General features: G+C 54.2%; 11 protein-coding genes. 4 read left to right on the top strand and 7 right to left on the bottom strand.

Translation table 11 applies throughout. From position 1 onward, the window contains the following. The 3 genes from Q9J32_RS07115 to Q9J32_RS07105 form a co-directional block, all read left to right on the top strand. On the top strand, positions 1 to 774 hold a 774-nt coding region (locus Q9J32_RS07115), incomplete at its 5' end, for a glycosyltransferase family 8 protein (RefSeq protein ID WP_304675385.1). 59 nt (positions 775 to 833) lie between these two features. Continuing rightward, positions 834 to 1,844 (top strand): glycosyltransferase family 2 protein, encoded by a 1,011-nt coding sequence (locus Q9J32_RS07110; RefSeq protein ID WP_301885658.1) that lies wholly within the window; start codon positions 834 to 836, stop codon positions 1,842 to 1,844. An 18-nt stretch (positions 1,845 to 1,862) separates the two neighbouring features. Then, positions 1,863 to 2,669: a glycosyltransferase family 25 protein gene (locus tag Q9J32_RS07105; RefSeq protein ID WP_301885656.1), complete on the top strand. Its 807-nt coding sequence runs from the start codon at positions 1,863 to 1,865 to the stop codon at positions 2,667 to 2,669. Positions 2,670 to 3,915: 1,246 nt separating this feature from the next. On the opposite strand, the gene Q9J32_RS07100 is transcribed toward Q9J32_RS07105, so the two are convergent. Then, positions 3,916 to 4,641, bottom strand: a complete 726-nt coding sequence (locus tag Q9J32_RS07100; protein WP_301885654.1) for a 16S rRNA (uracil(1498)-N(3))-methyltransferase — start codon at positions 4,639 to 4,641, stop codon at positions 3,916 to 3,918. Between the two features lie 103 nt (positions 4,642 to 4,744). Here Q9J32_RS07100 and Q9J32_RS07095 point away from each other — a divergent pair, with 103 nt between their 5' ends. Beyond that, positions 4,745 to 5,539, top strand: a complete 795-nt coding sequence (locus tag Q9J32_RS07095; protein ID WP_301885652.1) for an inositol monophosphatase family protein — start codon at positions 4,745 to 4,747, stop codon at positions 5,537 to 5,539. Positions 5,540 to 5,756: 217 nt separating this feature from the next. On the opposite strand, the gene Q9J32_RS07090 is transcribed toward Q9J32_RS07095, so the two are convergent. The 6 genes from Q9J32_RS07090 to Q9J32_RS07065 all read right to left on the bottom strand — a co-directional run bounded on the left by Q9J32_RS07090 (position 5,757) and on the right by Q9J32_RS07065 (position 12,106). After that, positions 5,757 to 6,242: a YchJ family protein gene (locus Q9J32_RS07090; RefSeq protein WP_301885650.1), complete on the bottom strand. Its 486-nt coding sequence runs from the start codon at positions 6,240 to 6,242 to the stop codon at positions 5,757 to 5,759. 64 nt (positions 6,243 to 6,306) lie between these two features. Then, complete coding sequence (gene fabG, locus Q9J32_RS07085) at positions 6,307 to 7,053, bottom strand: 3-oxoacyl-ACP reductase FabG (protein WP_301885648.1); 747 nt, start codon at positions 7,051 to 7,053, stop codon at positions 6,307 to 6,309. 61 nt (positions 7,054 to 7,114) lie between these two features. Continuing rightward, positions 7,115 to 8,680 carry a glutamine-hydrolyzing GMP synthase gene (gene guaA / locus Q9J32_RS07080; RefSeq protein ID WP_301885670.1) on the bottom strand — a complete coding sequence of 522 codons (1,566 nt, stop codon included), beginning with the start codon at positions 8,678 to 8,680 and terminating at the stop codon, positions 7,115 to 7,117. A gap of 98 nt (positions 8,681 to 8,778) precedes the next feature. Beyond that, positions 8,779 to 10,644 carry a lipid A export permease/ATP-binding protein MsbA gene (gene msbA / locus Q9J32_RS07075; protein ID WP_301885646.1) on the bottom strand — a complete coding sequence of 622 codons (1,866 nt, stop codon included), beginning with the start codon at positions 10,642 to 10,644 and terminating at the stop codon, positions 8,779 to 8,781. 138 nt (positions 10,645 to 10,782) lie between these two features. Then, complete coding sequence (gene fabD, locus Q9J32_RS07070; RefSeq protein ID WP_301885644.1) at positions 10,783 to 11,709, bottom strand: ACP S-malonyltransferase; 927 nt, start codon at positions 11,707 to 11,709, stop codon at positions 10,783 to 10,785. Positions 11,710 to 11,734: 25 nt separating this feature from the next. Next, complete coding sequence (locus tag Q9J32_RS07065; protein ID WP_301885642.1) at positions 11,735 to 12,106, bottom strand: DUF1294 domain-containing protein; 372 nt, start codon at positions 12,104 to 12,106, stop codon at positions 11,735 to 11,737. Positions 12,107 to 12,151 lie beyond the last annotated feature (45 nt).

Here is a 12,151-nt window from a genome sequence, read left to right as displayed (position 1 = left end):
TGGGGGGGGGGGGGGGGGGGTAATATCCGCTTTATAGACGTAAACCCCGAAGATTTCGCCGGCTTCCCCTTAAACATCAGGCACATTTCCATCACGACTTATGCCCGCTTGAAATTGGGCGAATACATTGCCGATTGCGATAAAGTCCTGTATCTGGATACGGACGTATTGGTCAGGGACAGCCTGAAGCCCTTATGGGATACCGATTTGGGCGATAACTGGGTCGGCGCGTGCATCGATTTGTTTGTCGAAAGGCAGGAAGGCTACAAACAAAAAATCGGTATGGCGGACGGCGAATATTATTTCAATGCCGGCGTATTGCTGATCAACCTGAAAAAGTGGCGGCAGCACGATATTTTCAAAATGTCCTGCGAATGGGTGGAACAATACAAGGACGTGATGCAATATCAGGATCAGGATATTTTGAACGGGCTGTTTAAAGGCGGGGTGTGTTATGCGAACAGCCGTTTCAACTTTATGCCGACCAATTATGCCTTTATGGCGAACAGGTTTGCGTCCCACCATACCGACCCGCTTTACCGCGACCGGAACAATACGGCGATGCCCGTCGCCGTCAGCCATTATTGCGGCCCGGCAAAGCCGTGGCACAGGGACTGTACCGCTTGGGGTGCGGAACGTTTCACAGAGTTGGCGGGCAGCCTGACAACCGTTCCCGAAGAATGGCGCGGCAAACTTGCCGTCCCGCCCGCGAAGCGTATGTTTCAAAGATGGCGCAGAAAGCTGTCTGCCAGATTCTTACGCAAGATTTATTGACGGGGCACGCCGTCTGAAGCCTTCAGACGGCATCGGACGTATCGGAAAGGAGAAACGGATTGCAGCCTTTAGTCAGCGTATTGATTTGCGCCTACAACGCAGAAAAATATTTCGCCCAATTGCTGTCCGCCGTAGTGGGGCAGACTTGGCGCAACTTGGATATTTTAATCGTCGATGACGGCTCGACGGACGGCACGCTTGCCATCGCCCGGCGTTTCCAAGAACAGGACGGTAGGATCAGGATAATTTCCAATCCCCGCAATTTGGGCTTTATCGCCTCTTTAAACATCGGGCTGGACGAACTGGCAAAATCGGGCGGCAGGTATATTGCGCGCACCGATGCCGACGATATTGCCGCCCCCGATTGGATTGAGAAAATCGTGGGCGAGATGGAAAAAGACCGCAGCATCATCGCAATGGGCGCGTGGCTGGAAGTTTTGTCGGAAGAAAACAATAAAAGCGTGCTTGCCGCCATTGCCCGAAACGGCGAAATTTGGAAAAACCCCCTGACCCATCAGGAAATCGTGTCTGCCTTTCCCTTCCGCAACCCCATACACAACAACACGATGATTATGCGGCGCAGCGTCATTGACGGCGGTTTGCGGTTCGACCCCGCCTATATCCACGCCGAAGACTATAAGTTTTGGTACGAAGTCGGCAAACTGGGCAGGCTGGCGAATTATCCCGAAGCCTTGGTCAAATACCGCTTCCATCAAGACCAGACCTCTTCCAAACACAACCTGCAACAGCGCAGGACGGCGTGGAAAATCAAAGAAGAAATCAGGGCGGGGTATTGGAAGGCGGCAGGCATAGCCGTCGGGGCGGACTGCCTGAATTACGGGCTTTTGAAATCAACGGCATATGCGTTGCACGAAAAAGCCTTGTCCGGACAGGATATCGGATATCTCCGCCTGTTCCTGTACGAATATTTCTTGTCGTTGGAAAAGTATTCTTTGACCGATTTACTGGATTTTTTGACAGACCGCGTGATGAGGAAGCTGTTTGCCGCACCGCAATATAGGAAAATCCTGAAAAAAATGTTACGCCCTTGGAAATACCGGGGCTATTGAAACCGAACAGGATAAATCATGCAAAACCACGTTATCAGCCTAAGCTCCGCCGCAGAACGCAGGGCGCACATTGCCGCAACCTTCGGCGCGCACGGCATCCCGTTTCAGTTTTTCGACGCACTAATGCCGTCTGAAAGGCTGGAGCAGGCGATGGCGGAACTCGTCCCCGGTTTGTCGGCGCACCCCTATTTGAGCGGAGTGGAAAAAGCCTGCTTTATGAGCCACGCCGTATTGTGGAAGCAGGCGTTGGACGAAGGCACGCCGTATATCGCCGTATTTGAAGACGACGTTTTACTCGGCGAAGGCGCGGAGCAGTTCCTTGCCGAAGACGCTTGGCTGGAAGAGCGTTTTGACCCCGATTCCGCCTTTATCGTCCGTTTGGAAACGATGTTTATGCACGTCCTGACCTCGCCCTCCGGCGTGTCGGACTACTGCGGGCGCGCCTTCCCGCTGTTGGAAAGCGAACATTTTGGTATGGCGGGCTATATCATTTCCCGAAAGGCAATGCGTTTCTTCTTGGACAGGTTTGCCGTTTTGCCGTCTGAACGCCTGAAGGCGGTGGATTGGATGCTGTTCAGCAGTTTTCTCGACAAAGGGGGGATGACGGTTTGCCAACTGACCCCTGCCTTGTGCATCCAAAGCGAAACCCTGCCCAGCCAACTGAAAAACGGCAGGCAGGAATCGTACCGCAACCGCCGCTCCCCGAAGGTTTTGTTGAAACGCGCTTTGGGAAAAATCGGCAGGGAAATCGAAAGGGCGAGAGAACGGAAACGTCAGAAAAAATTGGAAAAACACCTCGGGCGGCACGTCGTCCCGTTTGAATAGGTTTTGGCCTTTCCTTATTTGGCGGGTGTGCGCTGTCCCTAAATTTATGTCGGGGAATCCGGTTCGTTGAGTTTCAGTCATTTCCGATAAATCACCGCAACATTAAATTTCCAGATTCCCGCCTTCGCGGGAATGACGGTGGAGGGGTTTCTGTTTTCCCGATAAATACCCATAAGCTAGGATCTCGTTCTTTTCATAAGAATAGAAAACCAAAAGCAGCAACCTAAAATTCGTCATTCCCGCGCAGGCGGGAATCCAGTCCGTTCGGTTTCGCTTGTTTTAAGTTTCGGGTAACTTCCACTTCGTCATTCCCGCGAAAGTGGGAATCCGGTTCGTTGAGTTTCAGTCATTTCCGATAAATCACCGCAACGTTAAATTTCCAGATTCCCGCCTGAGCGGGAATGACGGTGGAGGGGTTTCTGTTTTCCCGATAAATACCCACAAGCTAGAATCTCGTTATTTTCATAAGAACAGAAAACCAAAAGCAGCAACCTAAAATTCGTCATTCCCGCGCAGGCGGGAATCTAGGTCTTTAAACTTCGGTTTTTTCCGATAAATTCTTGCCGCATTAAAATTCTAGATTCCCGCTTTTGCGGGAATGACGGCGGAAGGATTTCTGTTTTTCCGACAAATTCCTAAAACTTAAAATTTCATCATTTCTGCGAAGACAGAAAACCAAAAACAGAAACCTAAAATCTCGTCATTCCCGCAAAAACAGAAAACCAAAAAACAGCAACCTAAAATTCGTCATTCCCGCGCAGGCGGGAATCCAGTCCGTTCGGTTTCGCTTGTTTTAAGTTTCGGGCAACTTCCACTTCGTCATTCCCACGAAAGTGGGAATCCGGTTCGTTGAGTTTCAGTCATTTCCAATAAATCACCGCAACGTTAAATTTCCAGATTCCCGCCTGCGCGGGAATGACGGCGGGGGGATTTCTGTTTTTCCGACAAATTCCTAAAACTTAAAATTCCGTTATTCCTACGGAAACAGAAACCAAAAGCAGAAACCTAAAATTCGTCATTCCCGCAAAAACAGAAAACCAAAAAACAGCAACCTAAAATTCGTCATTCCCGCGCAGGCGGGAATCCAGTCCGTTGAGTTTCAGTCATTTCTGATAAATCACCGCAACGTTAAATTTCTAGATTCCCGCCTGCGCGGGAATGACGACACGGGAAATCTTATTTGAACCTACTATATCTTAATCGGCTGCAAAATGCCGTCTGAACGGGTTTCAGACGGCATTTCTGTTTATGTGAAATCGCCCCAAAGCGTCTGCATCGCGGCGATGGCGGCGAGTGGGGCGGTTTCGGTGCGCAGGATGCGTTTGCCCAATGTTACGGCTTGGAAGCCGGCATCAAATGCCTGTTGTTCTTCCTGTTCTGTCCAGCCGCCTTCGGGTCCGACCATAAAGACGATTGCGCCGGACGGGTGGCGGATGTCGCCGAGTTTGCGGGCGCGGTTGATGCTCATAATCAGCTTGGTGCTTTCAGACGGTATTTTGTCGAGTGCTTCACGGTAGCCGATGATGGGCAGTACGGGGGGAACGGTGTTCCTGCCGCTTTGTTCGCACGCGGAGATGACGATTTCCTGCCAGCGTGCGAGGCGTTTGGCGGCGCGTTCCCCGTCGAGGCGGACGATGCAGCGTTCGCTGATGACGGGCTGTATGGCGGTTACGCCGAGTTCGACGCTCTTTTGCAGGGTAAAGTCCATGCGATCGCCGGAGGAGATGGATTGGATGAGTGTGATGTTGAGTGGGGACTCGTTGTCGGTCGTGTCTTCGTGCAGGATTTCGGCTTCGGCGCGGCGTTTTTCCAAAACGGTTAGCCGTGCGGTATGTGCCTTGCCTTTGCCGTCGAAGAGGGTGATGTTTTCGTTGGGGCGGACGCGCAGGACGTTGAGGTGGCGGACGATGTTGTCGGGCAGGGCGACAGTTTGTCCGACGGAAAGGTTTTCGGGCAGGTAGAATTGGGGCATAGTTTTTGGCGGTTCGGACGGTTATAATCCGTCGCAGCGGCGTGATGGAAACGGACATTATACGTTCGCGCGCCGCAAGTTCAAAATATGAGGACAGTAGGAAGTGTTACACCGTTTGCAGAAAGTCGTGCGCCATATCGCGCAAACCGAAATTATGCCGCGTTTTTTGAATACGCCGTCTTGCCGCAAGGAAGACGGTTCGATGTTGAGCGAGGCGGACATTGCCGCGCAGACGGCTTTTGCCGCTGCGTTGCCGCTTCTGATCGATTGCCCGATGTTGGGCGAGGAAATGTCGCGGCAGGAACAGTCGGTTTTGTGGGAACAATATTCGGGGGAAAAGGGGCTGTGGATTGTCGATCCGATAGACGGGACAAACAATTTTGTCAACGGGCTGCCGCATTTTGCGGTATCGGTGGCGTTTGTCCGCAACGGGCGCGCCGAATTGGGCGTAATCTACAATCCGGTCAGCGGCGAATGTTTTTATGCCGAACGCGGGCAGGGGGCGTTTTTAAACGGGACGCGCCTGCCCCTGCGCCTCGTGGATAAAAAACTTAATGAGGCAATCGCGGGCGTGGAAATCAAATATCTGCGTTCGGGCAAACTGTCCAGCCGCATGAGTACGCTCGCGCCTTTTGGAACGATACGGAGTATGGGCAGCAGTACGTTGGATTGGTGCTATTTGGCTTGCGGACGTTACGATGTTTATGTTCACGGCGGGCAGAAGCTGTGGGACTATGCTGCGGGTGCGTTGATTTTCGAGGAGGCGGGCGGCAGGCTGACGACTTTGGAAGGCGACGGGTTTTGGAGTGGTGAACACGTGTTCAAACGCTCGGTCGTCGCCGCGCTCGAACCGAAGCTGTTTGAACGCTGGGTCGGGTGGATACGGGAAAACCAATAGGTTTCAACAGGTTTGTTAATATATTTTCACGATTAACGTTCCTTAACATTAATTCGGGTACAATCCTTTCCGCTGATTACCGCTGCCGTTTCTCCCTTTTCGGCAGTGCAGCAAGTAAGACGTTTTCCCGCAATGTATTGACCATTCATACTTACCCTTGGTATGAATGGTTTTTTTTGCGCGTTGAAAATGCCGTCTGAACGTTCAGACGGCATTTTTATGCGACAGGTTGCAGATATTTGCCGCAGCAGGCTTTGAATTTCTTTTCAGAACCGCAAATGCAGGGCTGTTTCATGGTAGGCAGCGGAACAGTCGGATCGATGAAATACCATTGCTCCGCTATTTTCACGAATGCCGACAGCTCGTGATGCGCCGCTCGGTTTCCGCCGTCTTGGAAGTAGGCTTCAAATTCGACTTGGGCGTGTTGTTTGCCGAAGTTGCGGTGTGCGATGACATTCAAGCCCAGCCATTCGGTTTCTCTGCTCCACTGCATCAGTTCGGCGGCATCGAGGAATGTTTGTTGCGCCGGAACGGTGGTGGCGATGATGTAGTCGATAAGGTGCAGCACATACGCGCTGTACCGCGAACGCATGAGGGCTTCGGCGGTGGGCGGCAGGATTTGGCGAAGGTGCAATGGACGGCAGCAGCCGGCATAGCTTGTGCCTGAACCGCATGGGCAGGGCGGGGTGTGGTGTGTGTTCATTTTGTTTGGGAATGCAAATGCCGTCTGAAAAGGTTTCAGACGGCATGGTTAAAAAGTCTGTCCGTCAGGGCATCAACATGCCGCCGTTGACGTGCAGTGTTTGGCCGGTGATGTATTTTGCCTGATCGGAAGCGAGGAACAGAACCGCATCGGCGATGTCTTGCGCGTCGCCGAATCTGCCCAAGGCGGTTTGGGCGGTAAAGGTTTGGCGGGTTTCTTCCGGCAGGGCGCGGGTCATGTCGGTATCGATGAAGCCCGGGGCGACGCAGTTGACGGTAATGCCCCGGCTGCCGACTTCGCGCGCCATAGATTTGGCAAAACCGATCAAGCCCGCTTTTGCGGCGGCATAGTTGGTTTGCCCGGCATTGCCCATTACGCCGACAACAGAGGTGATGTTGATGATGCGGCCGGAACGTTGTTTCATCATACCGCGCAAGACGGCTTTGGAGGCGCGGAAGACGGATTTGAGGTTGACCTGCATGATGTCGTCCCACTCTTCTTCTTTCATGCGCATCAGGAGGTTGTCGCGGGTGATGCCGGCATTGTTGACCAGAATGTCGAGTTTGCCGAACGTTTTTTCGATGTCGGCAATCAGGCTTTCGATGGTTTCAGGTTCGGCGGAATCCAATGCACGGCCTTCGCCGCCCCATTGCGCCAACCGCTCGCTGATGGCTGCCGCACCGCTCTCACTGGTCGCCGTGCCGATGACTTTGGCACCGGCTGCCGCCAGTGTGTCGGCAATCGCTGCACCGATGCCGCGCGATGCGCCGGTTACCAAAGCGATTTTGCCGCTTAAATCTTGTGTGCTCATATTTTTTCCTTTTTTCCGATAATCGAAGGACTGCACCGGACGGTGCAGCCCTGTTTGCTGTTTATTCCCACTCGATGGTGGCAGGCGGTTTGCCGCTCACATCGTAAACCACGCGGTTGATGCCTTTGACTTCGTTGATGATGCGGTTGGACACTTTGCCCAACAAGGAATACGGCAGTTCCGCCCAATGCGCGGTCATAAAGTCGCTGGTGATGACGGCACGCAAGGCAACAACGTAGTCGTATGTGCGTCCGTCGCCCATTACGCCGACGGATTTGACGGGCAGGAAGACGGCGAAGGCTTGGCTGGTCAGGTCGTACCAAGACGTGCCGTTTTCATCGGTGGTGTTGCGTAATTCTTGGATGAAAATGTCGTCCGCCTGACGCAGCAAGTTGGCGTATTCTTTTTTCACTTCGCCCAAGATGCGCACGCCCAAGCCGGGGCCCGGGAACGGATGGCGGTACACCATTTCGCGCGGCAGGCCCAAAGCAACGCCGAGTTCGCGCACTTCGTCTTTGAACAGGTCGCGCAACGGTTCAAGCAGCTTGAGCTTCATGTTTTCAGGCAGGCCGCCGACGTTGTGGTGCGATTTGATGGCGTGGGCTTTTTTGGTTTTCGCGCCTGCGGATTCGATTACGTCGGGGTAAATCGTGCCTTGCGCCAACCATTTGGCGTTGGTGAGTTTTTTCTCTTCGGCATCAAATACTTCGATAAATTCCGCACCGATGATTTTGCGTTTTTTCTCGGGGTCGGTAACGCCGGCGAGTTTCGCCATAAACTGCCCTTCGGCATCGACGTGAATCACTTTCACACCCAAGTTGCGTGCGAACATATCCATCACCATTTTGCCTTCGTTCAGGCGCAAGAGGCCGTGATCGACGAACACACAAGTCAATTGGTCGCCGATGGCGCGGTGAATCAGCGCGGCAGCTACGGAAGAGTCCACGCCGCCGGACAGACCTAAAATCACTTCGTCGCTGCCGACCTGTTCGCGGATTTTGGCAACGGCTTCTTCGATGTAGTTCGGCATCGTCCAGCCCGGTTGCGCGCCGCAGATGTCCAAGACAAAGCGGTTCAACAGGGCGCGACCTTGTTTGGTGTGGGTAACTTCGGGGTGGAACTGGATGCCGTAGAATTGTTTCTCAGCGTTTTCCATCATGGCAATCGGGCAGGACGGGGTGTCGCCGATGACGGCGAAACCGTCGGGTAGTTTGGACACTTTGTCGCCGTGGCTCATCCATACGTCCAATGTATTGGGCGCGTCGTCGCAAATATCGCGCGTCAGTCCGCTGTCGATGGTTTTGACTTGCGCGTAACCGAATTCGCGCTGGTTGCCGGGCTGTACTTCGCCGCCCAAGTGGTGCGCCATAAACTGCATTCCGTAGCAGATGCCCAAAACCGGAATGCCCAAATCAAAAATACCGGTATCGGCTTGATAATCGGATTCGTAAACGGAATTGGGGCCGCCGGAAAGGATGATGCCTTTGGGGTTGAAGGCTTTGATTTCGTCCAAAGGCATATCGAAGGAATGCAGCTCGCAGTAAACGTGGGCTTCGCGCACGCGGCGGGCGATGAGCTGGGTAACTTGCGAACCGAAGTCGAGGATGAGGATTTTGTCTTGGGTCATGATGGTTTTACGGTGATTGAAGATAATCGGATGGGTCGGCGGATATGATGCCGTCTGAAGGGGTTGGGGCGATTGTACCATTTCAGACGGCATTTTGTTTATGCCGTCCGGACGGCGGCATCTTTGTTTGAGATATTGCGTAACATCGTGTAGTAGCCGTTTTGGGACATCAGTTGTTCGTGTGAGCCTTGTTCGATGATTTTGCCGTCATCCATCACGATGATGCGGTCGGCCCCTTCGATGGTGGTCAGGCGGTGGGCGACGATGATGCCGGTGCGGTTTTCCATCAGGCGTTCGAGTGCCTGTTGGACGAGGCGTTCGGATTCGTTGTCCAATGCGCTGGTGGCTTCGTCCAATAATAATATCGGCGCGTCTTTCAAAATGGCGCGGGCAATGGCGACGCGTTGCCTTTGACCGCCGGATAAGTTGCTGCCGTTCGATCCGATGGGCTGGTGCAGTCCGAGCGGGGATGCGTCGATCAGGCTTTGCAGGTTGGCGGCTTGGAGGGCGGACAGGACTTCGGCTTCGCCTGCATCGGGACGGCTGTATCGGACGTTTTCAAAAAGGGTGTCGTCAAACAGGAATACGTCTTGGGAGACGAGGGCGAATTGGGCGCGCAGGCAGTCGAGTTTGATGTCGGCGATGTCGATACCGTCTATGCAGATGTTGCCGGCAGACGGTTCGACAAAGCGGGGCAGCAGGTTGACGACGGTGGATTTGCCGCTGCCGGAACGTCCGACCAGGGCGACGCGTTCGCCTTGTCTGATGTCGAGGTTGAAGTTGTCGAGGGCTTTGATGCCGTCTGAACGGTATTCGACATCGACGTTGCGGAAGCTGATGCGCCCTTCGACGCGTTGCGGCGCGAGCGTGCCTTTGTCCTGTTCGGGCGGGGTGTCGAGAAATGCACATACGCCGTCGGCGGCGAGGAACATCGTCTGCATAGGGATGCTGACGTTGGCAAGGCTTTTGATGGGGGCGTACATTTGCAGCATCGCGACGATGAATGCCATAAATTCGCCGATGGTGGTGTAGCCGTTTTGGCTTTGCCACAGGGCGATGAAGATGACAACGGCGAGGGCAATCGAGGCAATCAGTTCGCTGAACGGGGAATGTGCCGCCGTTGCCTGCGTGATTTTTTTGCTGAGGCGGACGATGGTGCGGTTGACCGCGTCAAACCGGTTTGCCGCCTGCGCCTGCCCGTTGAACAGCTTGACGACGCGGTGTCCCTGATGGGTTTCGGCAATCACGTTGTTCATCGTGCCTATGCTTTTTTGCGAGTCGGAAATGACGTGCTTCAGACGGTCGCGGTAGTAGCGCGAGAGCAGGGAGAGCAGGGGGAACATCAGGACGACGATAATGCTGAGCTGCCAGTTGAGGTAAAGCAGGACGATGGTCAGGCCGGTAACGATCATCGTGTCGCGCGTGAGGACGGTGAAGATGTCGCTGGCGTTGCTGACCGACTGTTCGGTCAGGTTGAGCATATTCATCAGTACGGTGCCGGACGGCGTTTCCTGATGGTAGCGGGAGGAAAGGGTCAGCATTTTGGCAAACATATCTTTGCGGATTTTGCTGATGGTCATCACGGAGACCCAAGTCATCAGATAGGTGCTGGTAAAGCGGCAGATGCCACGGATGACGACGAGGATGATGAGGAAGAGCGGGACGGTCCAGATTTTGTTTTCCGTCCCCCAAACCATATAGGTAAACTGTTCGCGCCAGTTTTGCAGGGTGGAAATGATGCCGGCGGCGGCAGACAGCTCGGGCGGCGCGGCGGGCGCGGAAAAGCCGTGGTTGATCAGGGGGGCGATGAAGGCGGCAAGGTAGCTTTCGGTGGCGGCAACGCCGAAAATGGCAATCAGTGCGGCAACGATGCGGATTTTGTAGGGGCGGACGTATGCCATCAGGCGCATAAAGCTGCGCGCGTCTTCTTTTTTAAACAGTCCGAAAGTCAGTTTTTCTATCATGTCGGTGGGGCGGAAACTGCAACGGCAGCCGCTGTCGGTGGTTTGGTAGGGATGGATTATAGCGCAAATATGCGGCTGTTTGCCGTTCGGACGTGAAAAGCAGCCTGAGGCATGCAGGCTGCTTTTTGCGGAACGAAGTCAGTGCGCTTCGATAAAGGCGGCAATCTGTCCGGCATCGGTCAGTGCGCTGCACGCGGCGGCCTTGTTGATGCGTTTTGCCAAGCCCGCCAACACTTTGCCCGGGCCGCATTCGGCGGATTCGGTGATGCCGTCTGAAACAAGGGCGTTGACGGTTTCCGTCCAGCGTACGGGGCTGTAAAGCTGGCGGACGAGCGCGTCTTTGATTTTGTCGGCATCATCGTAGGCGGCAACGTCGGCATTGTGGATGACGCGGATTTGCGGCTGCTTGATTACAACCGATTTCAGGGCCTCAGCGAGTTTGTCGGCGGCGGGTTTCATCAGGCTGCAATGGGAAGGTACGGATACAGGCAGCGGCAGGGCGCGTTTGGCACCGGCTTCTTTGGCAACGGTCATGGCGCGCTCGACGGCAGCGGCATTGCCTGCAATCACGACTTGTCCGGGCGAGTTGAAGTTGACGGCTTCGACCACTTCATCCTGTGCGGATTCGGCGCAAATCTGCCTTACCTGTTCATCTTCCAAACCCAAAATTGCCGCCATTGCGCCTACGCCTTGCGGTACGGCGGATTGCATCAGTTCGGCGCGTAGGCGCACGAGTTTGATGGCGTCTGCAAAATCCAATGCGCCGGCGGCGACAAGCGCGGTATATTCGCCGAGGCTGTGTCCGGCAACGGCAGCAGGCGTTTTGCCGCCCGCTTCCAAATAGGCGCGGTAAACGGCAACGCCGGCGGCGAGCATGATGGGTTGGGTATTGACGGTTTGTCCGATGATTTCGGCATCGCTACCGTTTATCATCGCCCACAAGTCTTGACCCAATATGGCGGATGCTTCGTCAAATGTGTTTTTGACGACGGCATGCCCTGTAAAGCCGTTCATCATGCCGAGGCTTTGAGAACCTTGTCCGGGGAAGAAGAATGCGAAAGACATGGTATTCCTTTGTTTGGTTGGATTGTCAGAGATGTTGCCCGAGTTTTACAAAAAGTTCGGGCGGAACGAAATAATCAATCAGGATGCAGGTTGCCAGGACATTGCCCGAAACAGTCAGACGGAACAGCACAACAAAACGCTTTTTCGCCGTTTTATGCCTGAACATCCTGCTGCCCAAGTATGCGCCCGCCCAGCCGCCGAGCAATGCAGGCAGGAGCAGGCGGTGTTCGGGAATGCGGCGTTTTCCCCGCACGGCACGTCGTTTGTCGATGCCGTAAAGTGCAAACGTGTAGAGGGATAATATTGCGTAACACGCGCCCAATACAGGGAGGAGCAGCGAAACGGCAGACAGAAATGCCGCACACGCCGTCAGTTTGAAGAAAGCCTGCCGCTTCATGATATGGGAAATGCCGTCTGAAAACTTGCTTCAGACGGCATCAGG

It is taken from the genome of Neisseria uirgultaei, assembly GCF_962719845.1.
Classification (GTDB): domain Bacteria; phylum Pseudomonadota; class Gammaproteobacteria; order Burkholderiales; family Neisseriaceae; genus Neisseria; species Neisseria bergeri.
This window is presented reverse-complemented; position numbering and strand designations above follow the sequence as displayed.